This is a genomic window from Paracoccus sp. Arc7-R13 (assembly GCF_004010775.1).
GTDB lineage: Bacteria > Pseudomonadota > Alphaproteobacteria > Rhodobacterales > Rhodobacteraceae > Paracoccus > Paracoccus marcusii.
The window spans coordinates 320,610-346,088 of the sequence record NZ_CP034810.1; the positions used below are offsets into that span (position 1 = coordinate 320,610).

General features: G+C 66.5%; 24 protein-coding genes and 3 pseudogenes. 9 read left to right on the forward strand and 18 right to left on the reverse strand.

What is annotated here, in order from left to right:
• Nucleotides 1-5: 5 nt before the first annotated feature.
• From EOJ32_RS01575 to EOJ32_RS01585, 3 genes are read left to right on the forward strand one after another with little or no spacing between them, the layout of a single operon-like run.
• The gene (locus EOJ32_RS01575; RefSeq protein ID WP_127897488.1) at nucleotides 6-977 is read left to right on the forward strand and encodes a thiamine ABC transporter substrate binding subunit; all 972 of its coding nucleotides are present in this window, start codon (nucleotides 6-8) and stop codon (nucleotides 975-977) included.
• Nucleotides 956-2,491 carry a thiamine/thiamine pyrophosphate ABC transporter permease ThiP gene (locus EOJ32_RS01580; RefSeq protein ID WP_127897489.1) on the forward strand — a complete coding sequence of 512 codons (1,536 nt, stop codon included), beginning with the start codon at nucleotides 956-958 and terminating at the stop codon, nucleotides 2,489-2,491. Before EOJ32_RS01575 ends, EOJ32_RS01580 begins: the two co-directional genes overlap by 22 nt.
• Nucleotides 2,481-3,167 carry an ATP-binding cassette domain-containing protein gene (locus tag EOJ32_RS01585; protein ID WP_127897490.1) on the forward strand — a complete coding sequence of 229 codons (687 nt, stop codon included), beginning with the start codon at nucleotides 2,481-2,483 and terminating at the stop codon, nucleotides 3,165-3,167. The genes EOJ32_RS01580 and EOJ32_RS01585 overlap by 11 nt, the downstream gene beginning before the upstream one ends.
• Here the strand turns inward: EOJ32_RS01585 and EOJ32_RS01590 are convergent.
• The 4 genes from EOJ32_RS01590 to EOJ32_RS01610 all read right to left on the reverse strand — a co-directional run bounded on the left by EOJ32_RS01590 (nucleotide 3,164) and on the right by EOJ32_RS01610 (nucleotide 6,798).
• The gene (locus EOJ32_RS01590) at nucleotides 3,164-3,268 is read right to left on the reverse strand and encodes a DUF2474 family protein (RefSeq protein ID WP_127897491.1); all 105 of its coding nucleotides are present in this window, start codon (nucleotides 3,266-3,268) and stop codon (nucleotides 3,164-3,166) included. The two genes, EOJ32_RS01585 and EOJ32_RS01590, sit on opposite strands and share 4 nt — an antisense overlap.
• A complete protein-coding gene (gene cydB, locus EOJ32_RS01595; RefSeq protein WP_127897492.1) occupies nucleotides 3,268-4,299 on the reverse strand; it encodes a cytochrome d ubiquinol oxidase subunit II in 1,032 nt (343 codons plus the stop codon). Before cydB ends, EOJ32_RS01590 begins: the two co-directional genes overlap by 1 nt.
• A 2-nt stretch (nucleotides 4,300-4,301) precedes the next feature.
• Nucleotides 4,302-5,741 carry a cytochrome ubiquinol oxidase subunit I gene (locus EOJ32_RS01600; RefSeq protein ID WP_045982780.1) on the reverse strand — a complete coding sequence of 480 codons (1,440 nt, stop codon included), beginning with the start codon at nucleotides 5,739-5,741 and terminating at the stop codon, nucleotides 4,302-4,304.
• Between the two features lie 646 nt (nucleotides 5,742-6,387).
• A complete protein-coding gene (locus EOJ32_RS01610; protein WP_127899250.1) occupies nucleotides 6,388-6,798 on the reverse strand; it encodes a VOC family protein in 411 nt (136 codons plus the stop codon).
• Nucleotides 6,799-6,983: 185 nt separating this feature from the next.
• Here EOJ32_RS01610 and EOJ32_RS01615 point away from each other — a divergent pair, with 185 nt between their 5' ends.
• Entirely contained in the window at nucleotides 6,984-7,604 is a 621-nt protein-coding gene (locus EOJ32_RS01615; protein WP_127897493.1) for a GNAT family N-acetyltransferase, read from the forward strand.
• Between the two features lie 47 nt (nucleotides 7,605-7,651).
• Here EOJ32_RS01615 and EOJ32_RS01620 read toward each other — a convergent pair whose 3' ends face one another.
• Nucleotides 7,652-8,539, reverse strand: a complete 888-nt coding sequence (locus EOJ32_RS01620) for a LysR family transcriptional regulator (RefSeq protein ID WP_127897494.1) — start codon at nucleotides 8,537-8,539, stop codon at nucleotides 7,652-7,654.
• A gap of 130 nt (nucleotides 8,540-8,669) precedes the next feature.
• Here EOJ32_RS01620 and ampC point away from each other — a divergent pair, with 130 nt between their 5' ends.
• A complete protein-coding gene (gene ampC, locus EOJ32_RS01625; protein WP_127897495.1) occupies nucleotides 8,670-9,830 on the forward strand; it encodes a class C beta-lactamase in 1,161 nt (386 codons plus the stop codon).
• A gap of 75 nt (nucleotides 9,831-9,905) precedes the next feature.
• Here ampC and EOJ32_RS01630 read toward each other — a convergent pair whose 3' ends face one another.
• The 4 genes from EOJ32_RS01630 to EOJ32_RS01645 all read right to left on the reverse strand — a co-directional run bounded on the left by EOJ32_RS01630 (nucleotide 9,906) and on the right by EOJ32_RS01645 (nucleotide 16,560).
• Nucleotides 9,906-12,086, reverse strand: a complete 2,181-nt coding sequence (locus tag EOJ32_RS01630; RefSeq protein ID WP_127897496.1) for a TRAP transporter permease — start codon at nucleotides 12,084-12,086, stop codon at nucleotides 9,906-9,908.
• A gap of 106 nt (nucleotides 12,087-12,192) precedes the next feature.
• Nucleotides 12,193-13,167 (reverse strand): TAXI family TRAP transporter solute-binding subunit, encoded by a 975-nt coding sequence (locus EOJ32_RS01635; RefSeq protein ID WP_045982785.1) that lies wholly within the window; start codon nucleotides 13,165-13,167, stop codon nucleotides 12,193-12,195.
• Between the two features lie 193 nt (nucleotides 13,168-13,360).
• The gene (locus tag EOJ32_RS01640; protein ID WP_127897497.1) at nucleotides 13,361-14,716 is read right to left on the reverse strand and encodes a sigma-54 dependent transcriptional regulator; all 1,356 of its coding nucleotides are present in this window, start codon (nucleotides 14,714-14,716) and stop codon (nucleotides 13,361-13,363) included.
• Nucleotides 14,713-16,560, reverse strand: coding sequence for an ATP-binding protein (locus EOJ32_RS01645; RefSeq protein ID WP_127897498.1), 1,848 nt, complete (start codon nucleotides 16,558-16,560; stop codon nucleotides 14,713-14,715). The genes EOJ32_RS01640 and EOJ32_RS01645 overlap by 4 nt, the downstream gene beginning before the upstream one ends.
• Nucleotides 16,561-16,896: 336 nt before the next feature.
• Here EOJ32_RS01645 and EOJ32_RS20615 point away from each other — a divergent pair, with 336 nt between their 5' ends.
• Both EOJ32_RS20615 and EOJ32_RS20620 read left to right on the forward strand, forming a co-directional pair.
• Nucleotides 16,897-17,190, forward strand: a complete 294-nt coding sequence (locus EOJ32_RS20615; protein WP_371705787.1) for a transposase — start codon at nucleotides 16,897-16,899, stop codon at nucleotides 17,188-17,190.
• A gap of 867 nt (nucleotides 17,191-18,057) precedes the next feature.
• A complete protein-coding gene (locus EOJ32_RS20620) occupies nucleotides 18,058-18,285 on the forward strand; it encodes an integrase core domain-containing protein (RefSeq protein ID WP_371705789.1) in 228 nt (75 codons plus the stop codon).
• A gap of 85 nt (nucleotides 18,286-18,370) precedes the next feature.
• On the opposite strand, the pseudogene EOJ32_RS01655 reads toward EOJ32_RS20620, so the two are convergent.
• The 5 genes and pseudogenes from EOJ32_RS01655 to EOJ32_RS01675 all read right to left on the reverse strand — a co-directional run.
• Nucleotides 18,371-18,484 (reverse strand): annotated as a pseudogene (locus EOJ32_RS01655) (ATP-binding protein); the annotation flags it as partial.
• Nucleotides 18,475-19,103, reverse strand: a pseudogene (gene istA / locus EOJ32_RS01660) (IS21 family transposase); the annotation flags it as partial. The pseudogenes EOJ32_RS01655 and istA, both read right to left, overlap by 10 nt.
• 50 nt (nucleotides 19,104-19,153) lie before the next feature.
• On the reverse strand, nucleotides 19,154-19,531 hold the full coding sequence (gene tnpB / locus EOJ32_RS01665) for an IS66 family insertion sequence element accessory protein TnpB (protein WP_240542470.1): 378 nt from the start codon (nucleotides 19,529-19,531) through the stop codon (nucleotides 19,154-19,156).
• Nucleotides 19,528-19,893 (reverse strand): transposase, encoded by a 366-nt coding sequence (locus tag EOJ32_RS01670; RefSeq protein WP_240542471.1) that lies wholly within the window; start codon nucleotides 19,891-19,893, stop codon nucleotides 19,528-19,530. Before EOJ32_RS01670 ends, tnpB begins: the two co-directional genes overlap by 4 nt.
• A gap of 83 nt (nucleotides 19,894-19,976) precedes the next feature.
• Nucleotides 19,977-20,078 (reverse strand): annotated as a pseudogene (locus EOJ32_RS01675) (winged helix-turn-helix transcriptional regulator); the annotation flags it as partial.
• A 623-nt stretch (nucleotides 20,079-20,701) separates the two neighbouring features.
• Between EOJ32_RS01675 and EOJ32_RS01680 the strand changes: the two are divergent.
• The gene (locus EOJ32_RS01680) at nucleotides 20,702-20,830 is read left to right on the forward strand and encodes a DUF305 domain-containing protein (RefSeq protein ID WP_158530129.1); all 129 of its coding nucleotides are present in this window, start codon (nucleotides 20,702-20,704) and stop codon (nucleotides 20,828-20,830) included.
• A gap of 32 nt (nucleotides 20,831-20,862) precedes the next feature.
• Here the strand turns inward: EOJ32_RS01680 and EOJ32_RS01685 are convergent, their stop codons facing one another.
• The 4 genes from EOJ32_RS01685 to EOJ32_RS01700 all read right to left on the reverse strand — a co-directional run bounded on the left by EOJ32_RS01685 (nucleotide 20,863) and on the right by EOJ32_RS01700 (nucleotide 24,106).
• Nucleotides 20,863-21,846 carry a malate dehydrogenase gene (locus EOJ32_RS01685; protein WP_111560150.1) on the reverse strand — a complete coding sequence of 328 codons (984 nt, stop codon included), beginning with the start codon at nucleotides 21,844-21,846 and terminating at the stop codon, nucleotides 20,863-20,865.
• Between the two features lie 73 nt (nucleotides 21,847-21,919).
• A complete protein-coding gene (locus tag EOJ32_RS01690) occupies nucleotides 21,920-22,510 on the reverse strand; it encodes a uracil-DNA glycosylase family protein (protein WP_341872764.1) in 591 nt (196 codons plus the stop codon).
• 1 nt (nucleotide 22,511) lies between these two features.
• Nucleotides 22,512-23,351: a LysR family transcriptional regulator gene (locus tag EOJ32_RS01695; RefSeq protein ID WP_111560151.1), complete on the reverse strand. Its 840-nt coding sequence runs from the start codon at nucleotides 23,349-23,351 to the stop codon at nucleotides 22,512-22,514.
• The gene (locus EOJ32_RS01700) at nucleotides 23,348-24,106 is read right to left on the reverse strand and encodes a ZIP family metal transporter (RefSeq protein WP_205963169.1); all 759 of its coding nucleotides are present in this window, start codon (nucleotides 24,104-24,106) and stop codon (nucleotides 23,348-23,350) included. The genes EOJ32_RS01695 and EOJ32_RS01700 overlap by 4 nt, the downstream gene beginning before the upstream one ends.
• A gap of 92 nt (nucleotides 24,107-24,198) precedes the next feature.
• Here EOJ32_RS01700 and EOJ32_RS01705 point away from each other — a divergent pair, with 92 nt between their 5' ends.
• Complete coding sequence (locus EOJ32_RS01705) at nucleotides 24,199-25,308, forward strand: TDT family transporter (protein WP_127897500.1); 1,110 nt, start codon at nucleotides 24,199-24,201, stop codon at nucleotides 25,306-25,308.
• Nucleotides 25,309-25,479 lie beyond the last annotated feature (171 nt).

Here is a 25,479-nt window from a genome sequence, read left to right on the forward strand (position 1 = left end):
TGCCGATGAAATCCGTCCTGATCCCCGCTTTGCTGCTGGCCACCCCCGCCCTAGCCCAGGATCGCGTCCTGACCGTCTATGCCGGCGACAGCGTCACCAGCGAATGGGGCCCCGGCCCCGCCATCGAGGAGGGGTTCGAGGCGATCTGCGATTGCGACCTGCAATTCGTGACCGGCGACGTGCTGCCCCGCATCCTGATGGAGGGGGCGGGCACCCAAGCCGACATCGTCTTCGGCCTGAACACCGACATGACCGCGCGTGCCCGCGCATCGGGTCTGTTCGCGCCGCATGGGCAGGACACGTCCGACCTGTCGCTGCCCATCGCATGGGAGGACGACATCTTCCTGCCCTACAACTGGGGCGAGACGGCCTTCGTCTATGACAGCACCCGGCTGGAGAACCCGCCCGCCAGCTTTGCCGAACTGCTGGAGGCCGAGGACATCAGCATCGTCATCCAGGATCCGCGCAGTTCTGTGTCGGGTCTGGCGATGCTGCTCTGGGTCAAGTCGGTCTATGGCGATCAGGCGGGCGAGGCCTGGGCGAAGCTGGCGCCCAAGGTGCTGACCGTCACCCGCGGCTGGTCCGAATCCTACGGCCTGTTCACGGATGGCGAGGCGGACATGGTCCTGTCCTACACCACCTCGCCCGCCTATCACATCGCCGCCGAGGAGGACGACACCAAGCGCGCCGCGATCTTCCCCGAGGGGCATTACTTCATGGCCGAACTGGTGGCGCAGGTCGCGGGCACCGATCAGCCCGAACTGGCGCAAGCCTTCATGGACTGGGTGCTGACCCCCGATTTCCAGGCGACGATCCCGCTGGCCAACTGGTCCCTGCCCGCGAAACTGCCCCAGGCCGACTGGCCGCAGGTGATGCGCGACCTGCCCCGCCCGGAAAAGACCCTGTTCCTGTCCGAGGACGAGGCCGATGCCCTGCGCGCCCCCGCCCTGGACGAATGGCAGCGGGCCTTCCGCTGAGCATCGGCCACGCCATCGCGGGCGCGCTGGCCGCGCTGATCCTGGGCACGCTGGCGGCGGTGGTCTGGGTCGCGGGCGGGCTGTCGGGCCTGACCGAATGGGACCTGCGCGCGGTCTGGTTCACCCTGTGGCAGGCCGCGCTGTCCGCGACCCTGTCGGCGGCGCTGGCCGTGCCGGTGGCGCGCGCGCTGGCGCGGCGGCGGTTCCGGGGGCGCGGGCTGCTGGTCACGCTGCTGGGGGCGCCCTTCATCCTGCCGGTGATCGTGGCGGTCCTGGGCCTGATCGCGATCTTCGGGCGCAACGGCGCGCTGAACGGCGCGCTGGAAGCCTTGGGCCTGCCCGCCATCGGCATCTATGGCTGGCAGGGGGTGATCCTGGCGCATGTGTTCTTCAACCTGCCACTGTCGGTGCGGCTGATCCTGCAGGGCTGGCAGGCGATTCCCGCCGAACGCTTCCGGCTGGCCGCGTCCTTGGATTTCGCGCCCCGCGACATCGCCCGCCATCTGGAGCGTCCGATGCTGCGCGGCGTGCTGCCCGGTGTCTGGCTGGCGGTGTTCCTGGTCTGCCTGACCTCGTTCACGGTGGCGCTGGCCCTGGGCGGGGGACCGCGCGCCACGACGGTGGAGCTGGCCATCTATCAGGCGTTCCGCTTCGATTTCGATCTGGGGCGCGCGGCGGCCTTGGGGATGGTGCAGATCGCCATCTGCATCGGGGCGGCGGCGCTGGCCGCCCGCGTTGCCGTTCCGGCCGGGTTCGGCGCAGGGCTGGACGCGGTGGGCGGGCCGCCCGCGCCCGGCGGCTGGCGGCGGCTGGCGGATGCGGCGGTGATCACGGCGGCGGCGGTGTTCCTGCTGGCGCCGCTGATCTCGGTCGCGGCGACGGGCCTGCCGCGCCTGACCGCCCTGCCGCCCGAGGTCTGGGATGCTGCCCTGCGCTCCATCGCAATGGCGGTGACGTCGACCCTGCTGTCGTCGGGGGCGGCGCTGGCACTGGCACTGACCATCGCCCGCGGCGGAGCCCGTTGGGTCGAGGCCGCAGGCATGCTGCCGCTGATCGCCTCTCCACTGGTGCTGGGCACGGGGCTGTTCATCCTGCTGCGCGGCACGGTCACGCCCCAGCAGATGGCCCTGCCGGTCACGGCGCTGATCAACGCGACGATGGCCCTGCCCTTTGCACTGCGCGCGCTGATCCCGGCGGCGCGGGCGTTGGAACAGGATTACGGCCAGCTTGCCGCATCGCTGGACCTGCAGGGCTGCGCACGGCTGCGCCTTCTGGTGCTGCCCCGTCTGGCGCGCCCCTTGGGCTTTGGCGCCGGGCTGGCGGCGGCGCTGGCCATGGGCGATCTGGGCGTCATCACCCTGTTCGCAGGGGATCGCCCAACCCTGCCGCTGATGCTGTACCAGCTGATGAACGGCTATCGCATGGCCGATGCCGCGGCTTGCGCCCTGCTGCTGATGGGGCTCAGCCTGGGGCTGTTCTGGATGTTCGACAGAGGAGGCCGACGTGACGCTTAAATTCCGCGACATCCTGCTGCGACAGGACGACTTCACGCTGACTGCGCACCTGACCGTGCCGCAGGGTCGCCATGCGGTGATCGGCGCATCGGGGTCGGGCAAGTCGACCCTGCTGGCCTTGGTGGCGGGGTTTCTGGCCCCGACAAAGGGCCGGCTGATCTGGGACGGCCAGGATATCACCGACATGACGCCCGGCCAACGACCAGTGTCGATCCTGTTTCAACACCACAATTTGTTCCCTCATTTAACCGTGAAACAAAATGTGGGGATGGGACTGCGCCCGGATCTGCGTCTGGACCGGGATCAGCAGCGCCGCGTGACGCAGGTGCTGGACCATGTCGGCCTGTCCGGCACAGAGGATCGCCGCCCCGCGGCCCTGTCGGGTGGTCAGCAGAGCCGCGTCGCGCTGGCCCGTGTGCTGCTGCGGGCGCGGCCCCTGCTGCTGCTGGACGAACCCTTCGCGGCGCTAGGTCCGGCGCTGAAGTCGGAGATGCTGACCCTGCTGGCGCAGGTGGCGTCCGACACGACGGTGCTGATGGTGACCCATGATCCGGCCGATGCGCGGGCCTTTGCGCCCGACACCCTGCTGGTCGAGGATGGCGCGGTGCACGCCCCCCGCCCCACCGGGCCGCTGCTGGACAATCCGCCGCCGGGACTGCGCGCCTATCTGGGCTAGGCGATCCACAGGCGGATGATCCAGGCGACGGCGCCGATCACCGCCACGCTGGCCAGCCAGATCGCCACGAACCACGCCAGTCGTCGCAGGGATTGCGGCATCAGTGGTACCCCTCCTTGGGGTCCATCTTGCCGCGGAACACCCAATAGGAATAGGCGGTATAGGTCAGGATCACCGGGATCAGCACGGCCGCGCCGACCAGCATGAAGATCTGGCTGTTGCGGGGGGCGGCGGCCTCCCAGATCGTGACCTCCACCGGGACTATGTAGGGGAACATCGAGATCCCCAGCCCGACAAAGCCCAGGATGAACATCCCCAGCGCGCAGAGGAACGGCCAGTAGTCGTGATGACGCACCATCAGCGAGGTGAACATGCCGAAGGCCAGGCCCAGCACGGCGGCACCCACCCCCGCTGCCAGCACGATGTTCCAGCCGCCGAACCAGCGGCTGTAATAGCCGTCCTGCAGGAATGGCGTCCACAGGCTGACCACGCCCATGAAGATCACCGTGCCGACACCCAGCACCCAGGCCCGCTTGCGCATGCGCTCCTGCAGGGGGCCGGCGGTCTTCATCACCAACCATGTCGCGCCCAGAAGGGCGTATCCGACCATGACCGCGACGCCGACCATCAGCGTGAAGGGCGTCAGCCAGTCCCACCAGCCGCCGGAATATTCGCGCGCGGCCTTGTCGACGTCGATACCCTGCAGCAGCCCGCCCAGGGTGATGCCCTGCGCCAGCGCGGCCACCGCCGATCCGCCGATGAAGGCCACGTCCCAGACCTTGCGCCAGCGCTTGGTGCGCCAGCGGAACTCGAACGCGACGCCGCGGAAGATCAGCGCCAGCAGCATCGCCATGATCGGCGCATACAGCGCCGGCAGGATCAGCGCATAGGCCAGCGGAAAGGCCGCGAACAGCCCGCCCCCGCCCAGGACCAGCCAGGTCTCGTTCCCGTCCCAGACCGGCGCGACCGAGTTCATCATGATGTCGCGGTCCTCGCCCTCGGGTTCGACCGCGAACAGCATGCCCAGGCCCAGGTCGAACCCGTCCAGCACGACATAGACCAGCACCGCAAAGGCGATGACGAAGGCCCAGATGACGGTCAGATCCAGCGAAACGCCTTCTGCGAGGGGCATGGTCACTCTCCGGGTTGGACGTTGCGGGTCGGGTGCTGCTGGGCGGGCGTGGTGCCCGCCGTGCGCGTCGGGCTGTTGGTCACGTCCTTCAACCGCGGTTCGTTATTCGCCGGAGAGCGGCTCATCAGACGCAGGATATAGTATGTCCCCGCCCCAAAGACCGCGAAATAGACAATGATGAAGGCCACCAGCGATGCCCCCACCGCGGCCGCGTCCAGGGGTGCGGCGCTGTCCACCGTGCGCAGGTGACCATAGACGGTGAAGGGCTGCCGCCCGACCTCGGTCGTGACCCATCCGGCCAGCACGGCGATCAGCCCCGCAGGAGACATCACAAGGGCGGCGCGGTGCAGCATGGGGCTGTCGAACAGCATCCCCCGCCAGCGCGCCCATAGCGACCAGACCCCGATCCCCAGCATGGCAAAGCCAAGCGCGACCATGATGCGGAACGACCAGAAGACGATGGCCACGGGGGGCTGATCCTCGCGCGGGATGGTGTCCAGGCCCGCAAGCGGCGCGTTCAGGTCGTGCTTCAGGATCAGGGACGACAGCTTGGGGATGCCGATGGCATAGTCCAGGCGCTGTTCGTCCTGGTTCGGGATGCCGAACAGGTACAGCGGCGCGCCTTCGTCATGGCTCTCGAAATGGCCCTCCATCGCCATGACCTTGGCCGGCTGGTGCTCCAGCGTGTTGATGCCGTGGAAATCGCCCAGCACGATCTGGACCGGTGCAAAGATCGCGGCCATCCACATCGCCATGCTGAACATGGTCCGCGTGGCCGGGCTGACCTTGTCGCGGCGGTGCCGGTGGCGCAGCAGGTGCAGGGCCGCAACGCCCCCCACGATGAAGGCCGTGGTCAGATAGGCCGCGGTCACCGTGTGCATCAGGCGGAACGGAAAGGACGGGTTGAAGATCACCTGCCAGAAGTCGGTGGGCAGGAACTGCCCCGTCTCGGGGTCGATCTCGAAGCCCGCGGGGGTGTGCATCCAGCTGTTGACCGACAGGATCCAGAAGGCCGAGAACGCCGTGCCCAACGCCACCGCGGCGCAGGCGATCATGTGCAGCGTGGGCCCGACGCGGTCGCGCCCGAACAGCATGATCCCCAGGAACCCGGCCTCCAGGAAGAAGGCCGACAGGACCTCATAGGCCATCGGCGCGCCGATGACCGGCCCCGCCTTGTCGGAAAAGGCTGACCAGTTTGTGCCGAACTGATAGGACATCACGATGCCCGACACGACGCCCATGGCAAAGGCCAGGGCAAAGATCTTGACCCAGTATCGGAACAGATCCAGGTACTTGTGGTCCTTTGTCCACAGCCACAGCCCGTTCAGGACCGCCAGAAAGCTGGCCAGCCCGATCGTGAAGGCGGGGAACAGGAAGTGGAAGCTGACCGTGAAGGCGAACTGGATCCGGGCCAGCAGGATGGCATCTGCATTGTCGAACATCGGGGGCCTTTCACGGCAGGGGCACGCCCCGCGGGCATGTCGGTTTCGGACCGGTCACCGCCTGCACCACGGGCATATGACCGGACCCATCGTCTTTTGGAATCATAGTGCTCCTACTGGTCGCGGCCGCGCAAGGGCATCGATGTCGCGCCCGCCCCCCTGTGGCGCATCTGCGTCACGGGTGGCACCTTGGGCCGATGTCAGGGGTGCACAGAGGGTGAGGCACCGCCGCCTGTTCCTGCATTGACGGTCGGTGGGGTTTGATTGCTGCACTGCCGGCCCCCGGAAGCGACTGTGCTTCCCGAGCAATGAATTTGGCGCCATGCGGCGGGAGGCACCGGCAATTTTGCTATGCCCGCCCTGGTGGCTTCGACGCTGTCACTTGAGGACGGACCGCGTGGCACGGGTGCTGTCCAAGCCATTCCGTTTGCGCATCACGCGCACGATCCATCAGGCGGCGGTCGCGGGCGTGCCGCAGCCTCGGATGGGCACGATCCGTGATGGCCGGAGGGGGAAAGGCAGCAGGTGCTACATCATCGGCCGTAGCGATGGGAGCGCGACGGAAGGGTGCGTCGAGAATCGCGTCGCCGGTGCCGCCGCCCCGATACCCGCGATCCATATCGAGGATACCGGCGCGACGCGGACTTCAGTTGCCCGTTCCGATCGCGACGGAACGGGCATGTTCGATCAGGTCCCAACGATTTCCCCACGGGTCCCTCCAGACGACGACACGCCCGTAAGGCTCGTCGCGCGGAAGCGTCTCGAACGTCACGCCCGCGGCCTGGAGGCGCTGATAGTCGCGCGTGAAATCGTCCGTCTCCAGGAAAAGCCAGACCCGTCCGCCGCCCTGCTCTCCGATGGACGCGGTCTGGCGGTCTCCGACGGCCCGGGCAAGCAGGATCTCGGTATCGCCACCCGGGGGCGCAATCCGCACCCATCGCTTGCCGTCGCCCAGTTCGGTATCCTCCCGGCACTCGAAACCGATCCGGCGGAAGAAGTCGAGCGCCGCGTCGTAGTCCGGGACCAGCAGGGACAGGTGGGCGATGCGGGCGGGCATGACATTGTGCTTTCCATCGGGACGGTCGCGATGCGTTTCTGGGGCACAGCCCGGTCCGCGACAAGCCCGCCCGTGGCATTTCGCGATCTGGGCGGGAATGCAGGCACGTGTTCGGCGCACGGCAGTCTTATTCCAACGACTGTCGATCCGGGTGATGATCATGCTCGCAGACCATTGAGAAGCGCATGCCCCCGCCCTACGCGCGCCTGAAGGATCCCGCGTCATATGTCCCGCCGCGGATCGTTCGGACATCCCGGCTGGATCTTTGCCCCGCGAGCGTTGATGATGCCGCCGCGGTGGCGCGGGCCAGGGGCGAAAGCCATGCAGAATTGATGCCGTGGTTTCACGGAACGATGGGGAACCCCGGACAGGAACGGGATGCCCGGTGGCAGTCAGAGCGGCTGGCGGAAGCGGTGGAGGCTGCACAACGACGCGAGCGGCTGTCCTATCTTGCATGGGCCTCGGGCGTCTGTGTCGGCGCCGTCGATCTGATCCCGCAGTGGCGGCGGGGCCAGTTCCGACTGTCCTGCTGGGTGCGGTCCTCTGCCTGCCGCCAGGGATATGGGGCTCAGGCGGTGAACGCGATGATACGGGCCGCCTTCGGGGCCTTGGACGCACGTCTGGTGACGACCGGTCATGCCGCGCCCAACACGGCCAGCGCAGGTCTGACACGGATGCTGGGCTTCAGGCAGATCGCATGCCAGCCGCTTGGGTACGAGATGCCCGACGGCCTGCTGGTGGACGGCATCGCCTATGCCATCGAAGATATCGCCGTCCTGCCACCCCTGAAGGTCGCATGGGCCTGACTGACACGACGGCTTTGCCCCGCACGTGATCGGTCGCGCAGGGGCGGTCAGCCCGTCGCGGGCGGCTGATCCGCCACCTCCCGGCACAGCCACTCTCGAAAGCTGCGCATTCCGCTGGTTTCCGGCCTGGACTGCAGGCGGGTCAGCCAATAGGCGCCTGCGACAATGGAATGGTCGAACAGGGTCACAAGACGGCCGCGATCCGTCCAGTGGCCGAAAAGCGCAGGTGGCAGCAGCGCGATCCCGTGCCCCTCCGCCGCCATGTCCGCCAGGGCGATGGAGCTGTCCAGCATCGGCCCCCGCAGGGGCGGGCAGGCCAGGCCCAACCCTGCGAACCACCGTTCCCATTCGCCTGTCCGATAGGATCGCAACAGCGGCTGCTCCAGCATCGCCTGGGGGCCGGACATGGTCCTGGCGCGGTCCGGGGCGCACATGGGGGCCAGGGGCGCGTCCATGATGCGGGTGGCCTGCAGCCCATGCCACGACCCGTCGCCAAAGCGGATGGCCAGGTCAAGCCCTTCGCCCGGAATGCTGACGCGGTTGTTGTTGGCGAAGATGCGCAGGTCCACTTCGGGATGCGCCGCCTCGAACCCGGCCAGGCGCGGGATCAGCCAGCCCGTCGCAAAGGTTCCGACCACGCCCACATGCAGCGCCTCGTGATAGCGCCCGCCCGAGAACCGGTCCAGCGTCGCGCCGATCAGGTCAAGCGATCCGGTCAGGACCGGGGCCAGGGCCGCACCCTCGTCGGTCAGAACCAGCCCTCGGGGCACACGGCGGAACAGGGCCACGCCAAGGCGTTCCTCGAGGTTGCGGATCTGGTGGCTGAGCGCCGCCTGCGTCACGCACAGTTCGATCGCGGCCTTCGACAGCGTCAGGTGCCGGGCCGCGGCTTCGAAGGCCCGCAGCGCATTCAGGGGGATGTTGGGCCGATCCATCACGCATCCATTAGAATTTCTCAACGATAGGGCAAGAAACCATGATTTGATGCCCCTGCAAGATCACAATAGCTCTGGCTGGCAAAATTAATTCATGTCGCGGCGCCGTCGCGACGCCAGAGGGAATTCCATGACCATCATCCGATCCTTGACTGTCGCAGCCGTGCTGCTGACCACCCCCGCCCATGCCCAAGGGCTGACCGAGCAGGCATTCCAGCAGATCAGCGAAGGCGTCTTCCGTCCCGTCATCGAGGAGTTCGACATTCCCGGCATCGCCATCGGCGTGACGATGGACGGACAGCAGTTCTTCTTCACCGATGGATTGGCCGATCGCGCGGCATCGCGCCCCGTCGACCGCGACACGCTGTTCGAGTTGGGATCGAACAGCAAGCTGTTCACCGTGGCCCTGGCGGCCCTTGCAGAACAGCGCGGCCTTTTGTCCCTGCAGGACCCGGTGTCATCCCGGATGCCAGCGCTGGCGGGCAGCGCCTTCGATGCGGTAACGCTGGCCGACCTTGCCGCCCATGCCACGGGTGGCCTGCCCCTGCAGGTGCCCGACGCGGTCACGGACATGGACGGCCTGATGACCTATCTGAACGCCTGGACGCCGCAGGGCGAGGCCGGCACGCTGCGCGCCTATTCCAATGTCAGCATCGGCCTTTTGGGGCTGATCGCGGGAGAGCAGTTCGGGACGACCTACACGGATGCGCTGGCGCGTGACCTTCTTCCCGGACTGGGGCTGGACAGCACCTTCGTCGATGTCCCCGACGCCGAGATGGCACGCTATGCCTTCGGTTATTCCAGAACCGACGACAGCCCGATCCGCGTCAACCCCGGCATGCTGGATGCCGAGGCCTATGGCATCAAGTCGTCGGTGACCGACATGACCCGTTTCCTGGACGCCCATCTGGGCAATCTTACCCTGGAGGGTGAGATCACGGCAGCGCTGGCCCGGACGCGCCGGTCGGACTACGACACCGCCCATTACGCGCAGGCCATGATCTGGGAAGGGTATCCTTGGCCCGTGGATGCCGCTGCGCTGGCGGCCGGAAATTCGCCGGACATGGCGATGTCGCCGCAACCCATGACCAAGGTCGACGCGCGCCAATTGGAGGGGGACGTCTATCTGAACAAGACAGGGGCGACCAACGGCTTTGGCTCTTACGTCGCGATGGTGCCGTCCGAACGGATCGGCGTCGTGGTCCTGGCGAACCGCAACTATCCCAACCCGGTCCGGGCGGAAGCGACGCGGGAGCTGATCGTGCAACTGCTGGCGCGCGCCAGAGAGTGAACGGCAGTGCTGGATGCACAGGTGACCTGGCCACCATGACGGCTGCGGCCCCGATCCGGGGGCCGCAGCCTTGTTTCAGTCGGCGCGGCCATGCGTCAGGGTCGCGGGCGTCACCATCCGGCGCTGCCAGAGGAACAGCGCGGCGGCCACGGACAGGCCGAGGAGGTCGGTCACCCAGCCCACGGCGATCATCGACAGCGCAGCCCCGATCAGCACCAGACGCACCACCATCGACGCGTGCCCGAAGTAGTAGCCGATCACCCCCGCCGACAGCAGGAACATGCCCAGCAGTGCAGTCGCGGTCGCATGGATGATGTCGATCCATTCGCCCTGCATCAGCAGCTCGTGAGAGCCGAAGAACATGAAGGGCACGATGAAGGCCGCAAGGCCCAGGCGGAAGGCCTCGACGCTGGTCTTCATCGGGTCGGACCCCGACAGGGCCGCGCCCGCATAGGCGGCCAGGGCCACCGGCGGCGTGATGGCCGACATCACCGCATAGTAGAAGACGAAGAAATGCGCGACCAGCACCGGCACCCCAAGGGCGATCAGCCCCGGCGCCACCACGGCGGCGGCGACCGCATAGGCGGCGGTGGTGGGCATGCCCATCCCCAGGATGATCGAGATGCACATCGCGAAGAACATCGCCAGATACTGGTTCTGATCCGCGATCGACAGAAGCAGCGATGAGAACCGCGCCCCCACCCCGGTCAGCGCGATGACGCCCACGATGATGCCCGCCGCGGCGCAGACCGCGACCATCTGGATGGTCATCTTGGCGCCCATGTCCAGCGCGTTGAAGATCTGGCGCGGGCCCATGCGATGCGGCGTCAGCCAGCTGACCATCGCTGCCGATGCCATTCCCATCGCACCCGCCCGGATCACGGAATAGCCCGCGAACAGCGTATAGATCAGGATGATGATCGGCAGGAACAGATAGACCTGGCGGATCAGCACCTTGAACTGCGGCAGCTCGGACCGGGGCAGGCCCTTCATGTCCAGCTTGAGCGCCTGGAGGTCGACCATGAAATAGACCGACACGAAATACAGCAACGCCGGGATGATCGCGGCGATGACGATGTCGGTATAGGGGATGCCCGTGACCTCGGCCATGATGAAGGCGCCCGCGCCCATGATCGGCGGCAGGATCTGCCCGCCCGAGGAGGCCGTGGCCTCGATCGCGGCCGAGGATTTCGGCGAATAGCCGACCTTTTTCATCAGCGGAATGGTCAGCGAGCCGGTGGACACGACGTTGCCCGCCGAGGTGCCGTTGATCATGCCCATCAGGCCCGATGCAAAGACTGCGACCTTGGCCGGACCGCCCCGCGCCTGACCGGCGCAGGCAAAGGCGAAGTTCACGAAGTAATCGCCCACCTTCGACGCCTGCAGGAAGGCCGCGAAGACGATGAACAGGATGATATAGGTCGAACTGACCGCGATCGGGTCGCCCAGGATGCCCTGGTCGGTGAAGATGTAGGTGAAGAACCGCGTCGCCGTATAGCCGCGATGGTTCAGAAAGCCCGGCAGCCACGGCCCCAGGAAGCTGTAGCCGATGAAGACCGCGACGATGATCACCAGCGCGAGGCCCGTCAGGCGGCGCGTCAGCTCCAGGATCAGCATGACCCCGGTGACCGCGGCCCACAGATCGCCCGGCTGCGCCATCGCCGTGCCCGCCCGCATGCGCAGCGCGCCCACGACGAACAGGATGTAGCCCAGGACCGCGATCGAGGCCAGGCACAGGATCAGGTCGCCCGGATAGATCCGCGACCGGTCCCGCGACGAATAGAGCCAGCCTGCGACGATGGCCGCCCCGGTGCCGATGGCCAGCGGCAGGCCATAGGTGCGGAACCCGAAGGCCGGCGGCATCGCCACCCCGGCCAGCCACCAGGCGCCCCAGGCATAGGCGATGACCGCCAGCCCATAGCCCACGCCCAGGGCCGCCACGCCCAGCAGGGCCAGTTCGGCCATGCCGCGGCGTGCGGGAGCGGTGGCGCTGTCGCTGCGCTGCATCAGCGCGGAATAGGTCAGAAAGCCGATGATCAGGCCGCCGCAGACATGCATCATGCGGTAGGTCCAGGTCTCCAGCGGATAGACGACCATGACGAACAGGTGGAACAACGTATAGGCGGCGCAGAGGACCGCGATCAGCACACCCGTTCCGGCGCGGGGGTCGCGCTGGTTGGGGGCCATCGGTTCGTCATCGACGCCCTGCGCGATGACGGGTCCGGTCCCTGCCGCAGATGCAGCATCAACTGACATGAGGGGTCTCCGTCGGCAAGGACCGCGCGGACGGGGTCCGGGCAGTCGGTCCGATCATGGGGGAAAGGGAAAAGGGTCCGGGGGCCGCAGCCCCCGGAGAATGCGCTCAGCCGCGCAGTTCGGCCGGGATCTCCACCCCGACCTCGTCGAAGTAACGCACGGCGCCCGGGTGGTAGGGCAGGAAGGTGTTCTTGTCGACGTTCTCGGGCAGGGTCTCGGCGGCGGTGGCGTGGATCTGCATCATCGCCTCGTTGCCTTCCATCACCAGCTTGGTGATCTCATAGGCCAGGCTTTCGGGCATGTCCTGATGGGCGACGGCAAAGTTCCACATGGCGACCGTGCCATGCCCCTCGGGGAAGCCCTGGTACATGCCGCCGGGCACCTCGAAGGCGGCCACTTCGGGCATCGCCTCGAGGATCTGCGCGCGCTGCTCCTCGGTGAAGCCGAAAATGTTGACCGGGTTCTCGGCCGCGATCTGGGCAAAGGCGCTGATCGGCACGCCGGCCGCAAAGGCGAAGGCGTCGATCAGGCCGTCCTTGACCTGGCTCGTGGCGTCGTTGGCCCCGGCATAGCTGATGGTCGCGTCGACGCCCAGCACCTCGAAGAAGCGCGGCCAATAGGTGGCGGCGGTGCCGCCCGCCGGTCCGACCGAGACGCGCTTGCCCGCCATGTCGGTGACGTCCGCGATGCCCGACGACTGCAGCGCGACGGCCTCGAACGGGGTCTGATACATGGGGAACAGGGCGCGCAGGGCCTTGTGCTCGACCCCCGGCGCCAGTTCGCTGTTGCCGGTCCAGGCCTCATAAGCGGGGCCCATGGTGACCAGGCCGATCTGGTGGTCGCCGGTCTCGACCAGGGTGGCGTTCTGCACCGGGCCGCCGGTGACCTCGCCCGAGGCGTTCAGGTCCAGGTTCTGGCTGATCAGTCCGGCCAGACCGGTGCCATAGATGAAATAGGTGCCGCCCTGGCTGGCGGTACCGATGGTCAGGCTGCTGGGCCAGTCGGCGCGGTCGTCCTGGGCAAAGGCGGGCGACAGGCTGAAGGTGGCCGCGACGGTCGCGGCGACGGTCATGAAACGCATGAAAATCCTCCCAGATTTTTCCGGGGCCGCACGTCTTGCGCGTGGCGGCCCGACAAAGCCCCTTCAGCTAGGCCATGCCATGCCCTGCACGCAATGCCGCCATGCGCCGGGCGCGCGGGAAAAGCGCCGCCAAGTCGTGGCGATGGGTGGATTCGGTAACATCGGCGTCATCGCGTGGGTGGAAATCCCCCCATCACGGGTCCGGATCGTCGCCCGCATCGACGTAATGCGTCTTGTCGATCATGTATTTCTGCATCTTCTCGTAAAGCGACTTCCGCGACAGGCCAAGCGATTCATAGACCGGCTTCAGCCGCCCGCCATGCGCGGCCAGGGTCGCCACGATCACGTCGCGCTCGAAGGCCGCGACTCGATGGGCCAAGCGCTGCTGTTCGGGGCTGCGCTCCTCGGCCGGCTGCAGGGCGATGCCCAGGGCGTGACGGTCGGCGGCGTTGCGCAATTCGCGGACATTGCCGGGCCAGGCGCGTTCGGCGATCTCGGCCAGCAGGGCGGGGGGCACGGCCACGGCGGCGCGGCGGTGGCGGGCGGCGGCCTCCTGCACCAGCTTGATGAACAGCAGCTGGATGTCCTCGCGCCGCGCGGACAGCGGCGGCATGGTCAGCGTCACCACGTTCAGACGGTACAGCAGATCGGCGCGGAACCGCCCCGCCGCAACCTCCTCCTCCAGCGGCTGGCGCGAGGTCGCGATGAAGCGCACGTCCAGCGCCCGCCCCTCATCCGCGCCCAGGGGGAACATCACCCGGTCCTGGACCACGCGCAGCAGCTTGCCCTGCACGTCCAGGGGCATCGAGCCGATCTCGTCCAGCAGGATGGTACCGCCGCGCGCATGTTCGAATTTTCCGTAACGCGGGCGCAGGGCGCCGGGAAAGGCGCCCGCCTCATGGCCGAACAGTTCCGATTCGATCAGCGACGCGGGCAGCGCCGCGCAGTCGATGGCGATGAAGGGCCGCCCCGCGCGCGGCGACAGGTCGTGCAGGGCACGCGCCACGACCTCCTTGCCGGTGCCGGTCTCTCCGACGATCAGCACGTCGGCCTCGGTCGGGCCGATGGTGCGCAGGCGGCGGCGCAGGTCGATCATCACGTTGGACCGCCCGACCAGCCGCGTCTCCAGATCGTCCGCCTGTCCCGCCGCCGCCCGCAGGACGCGGTTCTCCAGCACAACTCGGCGGTAATCCATCGCGCGGGACGCGATCTCGGCCAGCTGCGCGCCGTCGAATGGCTTTTCGACGAAATCATAGGCCCCCTCGCGCATCGCGCGCACGGCCAGCTGGATGTCGCCATGCCCGGTCACCAGGATCACCGGGATGTCCACGTCGATCTCGCGGATGCGACTCATCAGGGTCAGCCCATCCATGCCCGGCATGCGGATGTCGGTCACCACAATGCCGCCGAAACCGAACCCCACGCGGTCCAGCGCGGATTGGGCATCGGGGGCCTCCTCGACCTCGAACCCCTCCAGCTCCAGGGCCTGGGCGGTCGACAGACGCATGTCGGGCTCGTCATCGACCAGCAGGATGCGGCCCGCGATCATGGCGCGATCTCGGGCAGGTCGATGCGAAAGGCCGCACCGCGATCGCAGGGAAGAATGCGCAATTCGCCTCCGAAATCCTTGATGATATTGAAAGAGATCGACAGCCCCAGCCCCAGGCCGCTACCCACCCCCTTTGTCGAGAAGAACGGATCGAAGATGCGATCCTCCAACCCCTGAGCGATGCCGGGGCCGTTGTCGCTGACGGTCAGCAGGACGCGCCCGTCCGTCCGCCGCCCCTCGATGCGGATCGCGCCGTCGGGGCGGCCGTCCAGCGCGTCCAGCGCATTGGCGACCAGGTTCACCACCACCTGCTGGAACCGCACCGGCCCCGCCCGCACCATCAGCGGACCGGGCGGCAGATCGACGACCAGCGCGACGGGCTGGCGGTCGATGCGCCAGGCGATCACCTCCAGCGCGTCGCGCAGCACGTCATGCAGGTCCACGTCGGACAGCTGGGCATTGGGCTTGCGGGCAAAGTTGCGCAGCGTGCGGCCGATCTCGGTCATGCGATCGGTCAGCGACAGGATGCGCGTCAGGTTCAGGCGCGCATCGGCGGCGCGGTCGCGGTCCAGATAGGTCACTGCATTGGCGGCAAAGTTGCGCACCGCGCCCAAGGGCTGGTTCAGCTCATGCGACAGGGCCGCCGACATCTGCCCCAGGGCGGCCAGCTTGGCCGATTGCACCAGATGACGCTGCGTGCGGCGCAGCTCGGCCTCGGTGGCGCGACGTTCCGTGACCTCAGCGCCAAGGCGGGCGTTCAGCTGCGCCAGCTCGGCCGTGCGGGCGGCAACGCGCCCTTCCAGCTGGGCCTGGGCCTCGGCCTGGATCGACAGGCGTTCGCGCAGGCGGGCCCGGCGCTGCGCCCAGGCGGTCAGCAGCGCGACCCCTACGCCCAGGATCATCAGCGCCGCCAGCGTTCCGATCAGCGCCTGCCGCCGCGCAGGTGCGGTGTCCAGCAGCACATGCACGGTCCAGTCGGCCTCGGGCATGGCCTCGGAGACGGTCAGGAACTCGCGCCGCGTCTCGGGCAGCTCCAGCCGTCGGATGTCATGACCTGCGGCCTCGCCCGCCACGCGCAGGGGCAGCATCAGCAGCGGCTCATCATCATAGCGCCGGGTGGCGGCGATGCGCGCCCGCGTCCGGGGCGTCAGCGGCGCGATCGAGCGGAACTGCCAGTCGCGGCGGCTGGCCAGAAAGACGATCCCCTCGCCGTCGGTCACGATCATCTCGTATTCGGCGGCGCGCCAGCTGTCCTCGATCGCATCCATGTCGACCTTCAGTACCAGCACGCCGACGATCCTCCCCCGGTCCCTGAGCGCCCGGCCAAAGTAATACCCCCGCTTGCCCGAGGTCGTCCCAAGCGCCGAGAACCGCCCCTGCCCCCCAGCCAGCGCATCGGTGAAATAGGGACGATAGTCGAACCGTTCGCCCACGAAGCTGAACGCCTGGTCGAAGTTGCTGGCGGCCACGGTCATGCCGTCAGGTGCCATGACATAGGCATCCGACAGCCCCATCAACCGTGCCAGATGGCGCAGATAGAGGTTCGCCGCGGCCAACCGCACCGGATCCGCATCCGGCGCAAGCGCACGCACCAGGACGGGATTCCGGTCCATGAGGTCAGGCAACCGCTCGTATCGCGCCAGCTCTCCGCGAAGGCCAGACACGGCAAGCCGCAGGATGTTCTCTCCCTGCGGCACCGTCGCGACGATATAGTATCGCGCCAGAAGGGCGTTTCCGCCGATGGCCACGGCAAGACAAAGCGTCATGACCACCAGCGCGACCCAGATGCGCCGCGCATTGCCAAGCCTGCCGATCACGGAATGCGGCCCATCCTCCCGTCGCATCGGATACCCGCCCCCTTGTCCCGACCGCCATCACACCATGAAATCAGCTGATGGTTCAACCGCTCAGGGACGTATAGCAATGCTCTGCTCGCCGCTTGTTCCGCAGGAAATGGAAGAAGGGGTCCATCGACCCTGTTACACAAATCGGCTTATGGTCGGAGTCCCTTTTCCCGGAAGGACTTATCCTACGGCCTCGGTTATGGGTATGCCGAGCGCAACGTCGCCGTTTATAACGGCGGTGCGGACCTGGACTTCTGAGTTGCCCCCTGAAAGCTGGGCACTGACGTAAGCTCTGTTTTTGCTGTCTGCTGATCTTCATCACGAGGGAGATCGACGATGTCGAAACGAAAGCGGCACACCCCTGGGTTCAAGGCGAAGGTGGCCCTTGAGGTGCTGAAAGGCGAGGGGACCGTGTCGGAGCTGGCGAGCCGGTTCGGCGTGCATCCGACGATGATCGATCAATGGAAACGCGCGTTGCTCGATGGCGCGCCCGGTGTCTTTGAACGCGGTGGCCGCAAGGCGCCGGTGATCGATGAGGATCAGGTCCGGGATCTGCATGCCAAGATCGGGGAGCTGGCGGTGGCCGACTCTTTTTTGGAGAGAACGCTGAAGTCCTGGGGCGGGAAGTGATGAGGCATTGGAACGCCATTGGTCCGAGAGACGATGCCGAACGGCATGGTCGAACGCGACCATCCGGACCTGTCGATCGGCCGGCAGCGCGCTCTGCTGCAGGTCCCTCGTTCGTCGTTTTACCATATGCTGCAGGGTGAGACGGACCAGAACCTCGCGTTCGCCATGGACCTCGAACCAGGGGCGGCCACATGGGTCACTGCGGTTGATCAACGTGCAGTTCCTCGACACGCCTTTCCTTGGCGTCCGTCAGATGACCTGGCACCTGCGCAGTTGCAGGGACCGTGGCCCCAGTGGGGCCGCGCAAGCCCGAAAACGGCCACAAGGTGAACGAAAAGCGGATACGTCGGCTTATGCGCCTTATGGGTCTGATGCCGATCCACCAGAAGCCCAACACCAGCCGGCCGACGAAGGGACACAAGACCTACCCCTATCTGGCTCGCGCGGCCTGCGTGCGGACCGGCCAAATCAGGTCTGGTGTGTGGACATCACCTATCTGCCGATGCGTCGCGGCGCTCGGCATGGCCTCGGACCGGTGGCGGCTCATGCCTCGCTCTCCCTGGTGGCGATCATGGACTGGCACACCCGCATGGTCCTGGCGTGGCGGATCTCGAACATCGAGCCATGGTCCGCCACTGGTCCGAGGGCCATGGCGAGGGGACGCCGACTTCTGCGTCGAGGCGCTGAACGAGGCCATCTATCGGTTCGGACCGCCGGACATCATGACCATGGAGCATGGTCGCGCCATCGGTCCAAGCGGCCATGCGACGTCAAGGGTCCCACTTCACGTCGTTTGCCTGGACAGACCGCCTGCGACGGTCGGGCGTCCGCATCTCGATGGATGGCAAAGGCGTTCGCAAGCGCACCTTGGGCACCATCTTCATCGAGCGCTTGTGGCGCACCCTGAAATACGAATGCGTCTACCTACAAGCCTGGGAGACCGGATTGCAGGCACGCACCGGTGTCCGCAACTGGATGGAATTCTACAACCACCGCCGCCCGCACAAGGCCCTTGGCGGCCGACCGCCGGCAGTGGTCTGCTCACTGACAGCAGAAGCAACGCAACCCGATCAGCAGGAGCAGATCAGAGCTTGAAAAGCGCCAGATCCTGTCAAAAGAATGGGGAGAACAACACGTTGGACGCCTCTGTGGAAGTGTAAAGGCGAAGCCATTGTGCAGCCGATCTGGCACCCTCCATGAACTCGCCGCAGTGCAGCTGACGCACAGTCGCTTCATTGATCTCGCTGGCGGCGAAGTCGAACCCCGAGAGGTCCTTGTAGGCGGGGAGTCCCGCACGTTCTTCTCGACCTGCCCTTTCTCCCAACCCGCTGCCGGATTGTAGAACTCGGGCTCGAAGACGTAGTGGTTCGTCATGGCGAGGAAGCGCATGTTGACCTCTCGTTCCTTGCCGCGGCCGACACGATCCACTGCCGTCTTCATGTTGTCGTAGATGCCCCGGGCAGGCACGCCACCAAAAACCCGGAACCCGTGCCAGTGGGCGTCAAACAGCATCTCGTGGGTCTGCAGCAGATAGGCGCGCAGCAAAAAGGCCCGGCTGTGCGACAGCTTGATGTGGGCCATCTGAAGCATGGGTCACGCTCTCCACCCAAAATGGCGAAGTCGTCGCTCCAGTCGAACTGGAAGGCCTCGCCCGGACTGAAGGACAAGGGGACAAAGGTCCCCCGTCCTGCCGTCTGCTGCTCACGCTGACGGTCCGCGCGCCAGTCCCGCGAAAAGGCGGCCACGCGGTTGTAGGATCCGGTGAAGCCGAGCTTGACCAGATCGGCGTGCATCTGCTTCAGCGTTCGTCGCTGCTTGCGCGGCTTGCCGATCTCCGTCTTCAGCCAGCCGGCCAGCTTCTCCGAGAAGGGGTCAAGCTTGCTTGGACGTTCCGGCGCCGCAAACTTTGGCTCGATCGTGTTCGCCGCCAGATGCTTTGACACGTAAGCGTCCGGTCTAACCGCTACCCGTTCCAGTGCCATGGCAGCAGTTCATCGATCTTGGTGATCTTGTAGTCCGAGATGCGCGTAAGAGTGTCGGCGATCCCCTCCAGGAGCATCGACAACTGCGCCGGCGTCAGTGCCACCTTGCCCTCCTTGGCCGCGGGCCAGACGAACCGGCCCCGTTCCAGCCGCTTCATGAACATGCAGGCCCCCTGGCCATCCCACCAGATCACCTTGACCAAGTCGCCGCGACGGCCGCGGAAGACGAACAGATGCCCGGCAAACGGGTCCTGCTTCAGCACAGCCTCGGCCTGCGCGGCCAGTGCCGCAAAGCCTTTGCGCATGTCCGTCACCCCGGCCGCCAGCCAGACCCGCGTGCTGACTGGCACCGGGATCATGCTGTCAGCCCCCGGATCAGCCGCGCCAGCGCCTCAGGATCGTAGCTGCCGGTGATGCGCATCCGATGACCGCCCGCAAGCTCGACTTCGATCAGTTCCTGTGGACGTGTCGGCTCGCTGGTCACAACCAGATCATCCTTCCTGACATGGTCTATGATCTCCACGGGCAGGAAGGCAGGGGTAGCCGCCACTGCCGTTGTCTCAGGGGCATAACGCGGATCGCGCAGCCACTTGAACACCATGTTGGCGTTCGCCGCATAACGGCGCGCCACCTGCGCAACCGAAACGCCCGGAGCCGTCGTCTGCAGGCAGATCGACCGCTTCTCTTCGTCCGTCCAAAGCCGCTTTGTCCGACGCGCCACGCTCGCACCATAGTGTCCACCATCTATAGCGGACACTATCTCCCACGCTCACCACGCGGCAGGGCAGTCAGACCGGACGCTTACTTTGACACGGTATTGCGCGAAAGACCCGTGCGCCGAGCGATCTCGCGGATCGACAGCTTCTCGCGCAAGTGCATGCGTCGGATGATGTTCAAAAGCCCCATGTGGATCACTCCGTTACCCCCGCCGCTGACCGCTATGGGGGAAGGTTCACATGGCTCACTTCTCAGTGGAAATTATGCGCTTAGGCGTATGGCCCGGCACACACGATGGTTCGTACGAATCAAGTACTCCGCAAGCCGGTTGATCATAGGAAAAGTCAGAACCGGCTCGTCATAGTATTCATATTGGTCTCGCCAGTATGCATCGCGCAGGGCTTCCGTTTCACCATTGACCTCCTAGTCACCGTCAAGCAGGCGACGCCGGATCAGTGCGTTTTGGAATTGGGTCGCGTTGACACCGTGCCGATTAACGGCCGAGTGCGCAGCTCAGAGGCTGCCGCGCCCCCCGCGCCCTTGCCAAGGGCGACAGATTGACGTGAAGAGCCCATTGCAGTCATTCGTCCCTGCTGCAGCGAATGCAGATGCAGCAAGAGTGATCGACCCAAACCGGACCTTGGTCCGGGCAAGGCCAACTATGGTTTAGGGCGACGCTCATCCCATAGCAGTCATTCGTCATGTGAGGCAAAGGGTGCCGCTCTGCCGTTTCGGGTGGGAACAGCGAACTCTCTCCGCACTGCGTATCTATGTTGCGAACCTGACCAATGCCTTGCCATCGACATGGCGAGGTGGAGCTGGAGCACGGCACGGATGACGAGACGCGCGATATGGCGCAGAAGATCATCGACGCGCAAAAGGAAGATATTGCCGAGATGACGGCCATGCTGGACCGCATGGGCGTTGAAGTGCCGGAATAATAGGGTGGGCCCGCCTTGCGCGGGCCTGTTCTTTACAGAAGGGCTGAGACAGCCTCGCGTTCCTCCTCCAGTTCGGCGATGGTGCGGGCCATCATCTCGCGCTGGAAATCGGTAAAAGTCAGACCTTCGACGCGTTCGTATGTGCCGTTCGCACAGATGACCGGAACGCCGAACATCAGCCCCTCGGGGATACCGTATTCGCCGTTCGAGTGGACGCCCATCGACACCCATTTGCCCCCCGTGCCGTGAATCCAGCCATGCATGTGGTCGATGGCGGCATTTGCGGCGGACGCGGCCGAGGATGCGCCCCGCGCCTCGATGATTGCGGTGCCGCGCCGGGCCACGTTCGGGATTAGGGTGTCGCGATACCATGCGTCGTCGCCGATCATGTCGGGCAGTTTGCCGCCCTGCGCGGTGGCTTCGGTCCAATCCGCGAACATGGTGGGGGAATGGTTGCCCCAGACGGCCAGCCGGTCGATCTCGGCCACGGCGACGCCCGCCTTCGTGGCCAGCTGCGTCAGCGCGCGATTGTGGTCAAGCCGGATCATCGAGGTGACGTTCTCGTTCGGGAAGTCGGGCGCGTTGGCGGCAAGGATCATCGCGTTGGTGTTCGCGGGGTTGCCGACGACCACGACCTTCGCGTCACGCTTGGCGGTCTCGTTCAGCGCTCGGCCTTGGGCGCGGAAGATCTCGGCATTGGCCGACAGCAGATCGCGCCGCTCCATCCCCTTGCCACGCGGGCGCGAGCCGACGAAGAACGCCGCATCCGCATCGCGGAAGGCCGTCGCCGGATCGTCGGTCACCATGGTCTCGACCAGCAGCGGAAAGGCGCAATCCTCCAGCTCCATCACCACGCCGCGCACGGCATCCTGCGCCTGCGGCAGGTCCAGCAGTTGCAGGATTACCGGCTGGTCGGGGCCATAGACGTCGCCCTTGGCGATGCGGAACAGCAGGGCATAGCAGATCTGGCCGGCGGCGCCGGTGACGGCGATGCGTTTGGGGGTAGATGTGGTCACGGTGTCCTCCTAAAGGTTGCGGGAATAGGTAGGCCCGCGGAAGACAACCGTCCAACGCATCGTTCCGCTTGGATCAATCGCCTTGTTCGATGAATGACGCGGCACCCTCGCGGAATGCGGCCAACCCGCCTTGCGCCGGATGGCGGACATAGGTGGCGGAAACGCCCAAGCCCTGCGCCGCGCGTTCGGCCACGCGCCCGATACAGAGGATGCGCGACGGGCGTTTCCACGCGATCAGCGCATGCAGGGCGGGCATGTTGGCGGCAATCTCGGCCACGGTCGGCGGGCGGGTGCGGCCATCGGCATGATGAGGATGCTGCATGACGGCGTTCCAGAACAGCGGCGGCGGGTCCGACACGGCGGCCCAGATCGCACAGGCGGTCGGCCCGTCGGGCAGCGCATAGCGGGTCGGCTGAATCAATGGCAGGCCGAGGCGGTGCAGCGCCTCCTCGCCGCAGAACGGGATGCCGGTGCGCCGCGCACCGCGTCGTGCCATCGCCTCGCCCAGCCACAGCGGCGCGCCCTTCGGCATCGCCTCCAGATAGACGCGCAGGTTGCAGCGGCGAATTTCAGGGGCACCCGCAGCCTCCACCGCCGGATCATGGTCGCGGTAAGGGTTGAACAGCCGGTCGGTGGACGCAATCGCCATCAGGGCGCGCAGCACCTCATCCAAGGGCGCGGTCCAGAAACGCTTGGGCGGCTCGGCTCACATGGCGGCCGGTGGGACGCACGGCGTTGAAATGGCGCGGCGGGATGGGGAACGCGATCTCGAACAACCGACCCGCTGCCAAGGATGCCTCTATCACCACGCGCGACAGGGCGGAGACGCCAGTGCCCGCCTCGACCGCCGCACGGACAGCCTCGTTCGAGGGAAGCTCCATCCCCACGCGCGGCACGATCCCCGCCGCCGCCAGCGCCTGTTCCAGAATGGCGCGCGTGCCAGAGCCCTGTTCGCGCAGGATCCACGTCGCCGCTGCCAGATCGGTCACGGGCTTCGCCGCCACCACGACCAGCCGGTCCGTTGCGGCGGGGATCAGGGTGAACGCGGGCGAGGTCACCTCATCCTCGACAAAGCCCAGATCGGCCTCACCCTCGGCCACCGCCTGGCACGCGTCATGGGTGTTCAGGATGCGCAGAGTCAACGCGATCCCCGGATGGGCGGCCTGGAAGGTCTGCATGACCTTCGGCAGCCAGTAATTCGCGACCGTCTGGCTGGCCACCAGCCGCAACCGCCCATGATGCAATCCCATCGAGGCCGCAAGGAACCCCGCCGCATCCTCGGCCCGCGCCACCACCGCCCGCGCCTCGGGCAGGAAGCTGCGGCCCAGATCGGTCAGCACGATGCCGCGCCCCACGCGGTCGAACAGGCGCACGTCGTGGCGTTCCTCAAGTGCTGCGATGGCGGCGCTGGTGGCGGACTGGGTCAGGTTCAGCGCGCGGGCGGCCTCGGTCACATGCTGACGTTCGGCCACGGCGATGAAGATGCGAAGCTGTTCCAGCGTCATGCGGCAGCCCCCAGATGCGACAAGGCGAAGGCCACGAGGAACCCGAGCGTGACCAGAAGGCCAGTCTCGCCGCGTTCGCCCTCCACCGCCTCGGGGATCATGGTGTCGGCGATCATGGTCAGCAGGGCGCCGGCGGCCAGCGCATTCACCGCCGCCAGCAGATAGGGCGGCGCATCCCCCAAGGCCGCTGCACCGATCAGCGCCGCGGCGCCGGAACACAGCACGATCGCCGCCCACAGGCCGAACACATACCCCGCGCCGCGCCCCGCAGCCTTCATCCCAACTGCGCTGGACAGACCTTCGGGAAAGTTCGACAGGACGATCGCCGCGAACATGGCGATGCTGACGCCGCCGCCGTCCAGCATGCCCACCCCCAGCACGACCGATTCCGGTATCCCGTCCAGAAACGCCCCCGCCGCGATGGCCAACCCGCCGCCCTGTGCCGCCTGCCGCTGCTGTTTTCCCGACCGCTTGCGATGGTGCCCGCCATTCCGCGATATCAGCGCGTTGGCCACCGTATACAGCACCGACCCCGCCACGGCCCCCAGCACCACCGGCCAGATGCCCGCCTTGCCGAATCCGTCCAGGATCAGGTCATAGCTGACGGCCGAGATCAGGACACCGCAGCCGAACGCCATGAACCCCGTCGTCACCCGTTTGGGAAACGGCGCAAACCATGCCAGCGCCACGCCGATCAGCAGAGACGATGCGCCCGCCAGCCCCCACAATCCCGCCTGCATCCAGATCGCCATCATCGTCCCATCGTCTAATCCGATCATTCGGACAAGTTTAATCCGTTGGATCGGTTGCGCCAGCCCCACTATCTTCATACCCAAGGAGATACCCCATGACCTTCGAGAAAATGCGGGCCGTATCGCTCGGCCTCCAACCGCTCAGCCGCCTCGACAGCCCGCGCGAGGTGGTGCGCCAGTTCACCCCGAACTGGTTCGCCGCCACCATGGGCACCGGCATCCTGTCCATCGCGCTGGCGCAAACCCCGTTCCGCGCGGTGGGCGAGGCGCTGTGGATCCTAAACATCGGCCTTTTCGCGCTGTTCAGCGTGCTTTACGCGGCGCGGTGGGTGTTCTTCTTCGACGGGGCGCGCCGCGTCTTCGGCCATTCGGTCGTGTCGATGTTCTTCGGCTGCATCCCGATGGGGCTGGCCACGATCATCAACGGCCTGCTGATCTATCGCGGCGCGGTGGGGCTGGCGGAAACGCTGTGGTGGATCGACGTCGCGATGGCCGCAGCCTGTGGCATCGCCATCCCCTATCTGATGTTCACCCGCCAAAGCCATTCCATCGACCAGATGACCGCCGTATGGCTTCTGCCCATGGTCGCGGCCGAGGTGGCGGCAGTGACGGGCGGGCTGCTGGCCCCGCATGTCGGGAACGGCCTGACAGTGCTGTGGGTGTCTTATACCCTCTGGGCGCTGTCGCTGCCCATCGCGATGAGCGTGCTGGTGGTGCTGGTCCTGCGCCTTGCGATCCACAAACTGCCGCATGCGTCGATGGCGGCCTCGGCCTGGCTGGCGCTTGGCCCCATCGGCACCGGCGCGCTTGGCCTGATGACCCTGGGCGAGGCTGCGCCCGCCATCTTCGCCGCGCACGGGCTGGACGCCTATGTTGGCGCCGCGCAGGGCGTCGGTCTGATCGGCGGGATGATCCTGTGGGGCTACGGCCTGTGGTGGTTCGCGATGGCCGCCCTGATCACCGGGCGCTACCTGCGCGAGGGGCTGCCGTTCAACCTCGGCTGGTGGGGCTATACCTTTCCCATCGGGGTGTTCGCGGTGGCAACGCTGAAGCTGGGCACGCTGATGCCCATCGGCTCGATCCACGTCTTCGGCCTGATGCTGGTGGCCCTGCTGGCCGTGATCTGTGCCATCGTAGCCACTCGCACCGTGCGCGGGGCGTGGCAGGGTGATCTGTTCGTCGCCCCTTGCCTGAAGGAGGATTGAGATGATCGCCACACGTCGCACCGTTCCGGCGGGTGCTGCCGCCCTGATGCTGTCAGCATGAGACTGCAAAACAAAAAATCATAAGCCGCAAATGATGCTTCGCATCCCTTGCGGCTTATCCACCGAATGCTAGGCAAAGCATTTCCTTCAGTTGGTTGAAGGCTCTGCTTA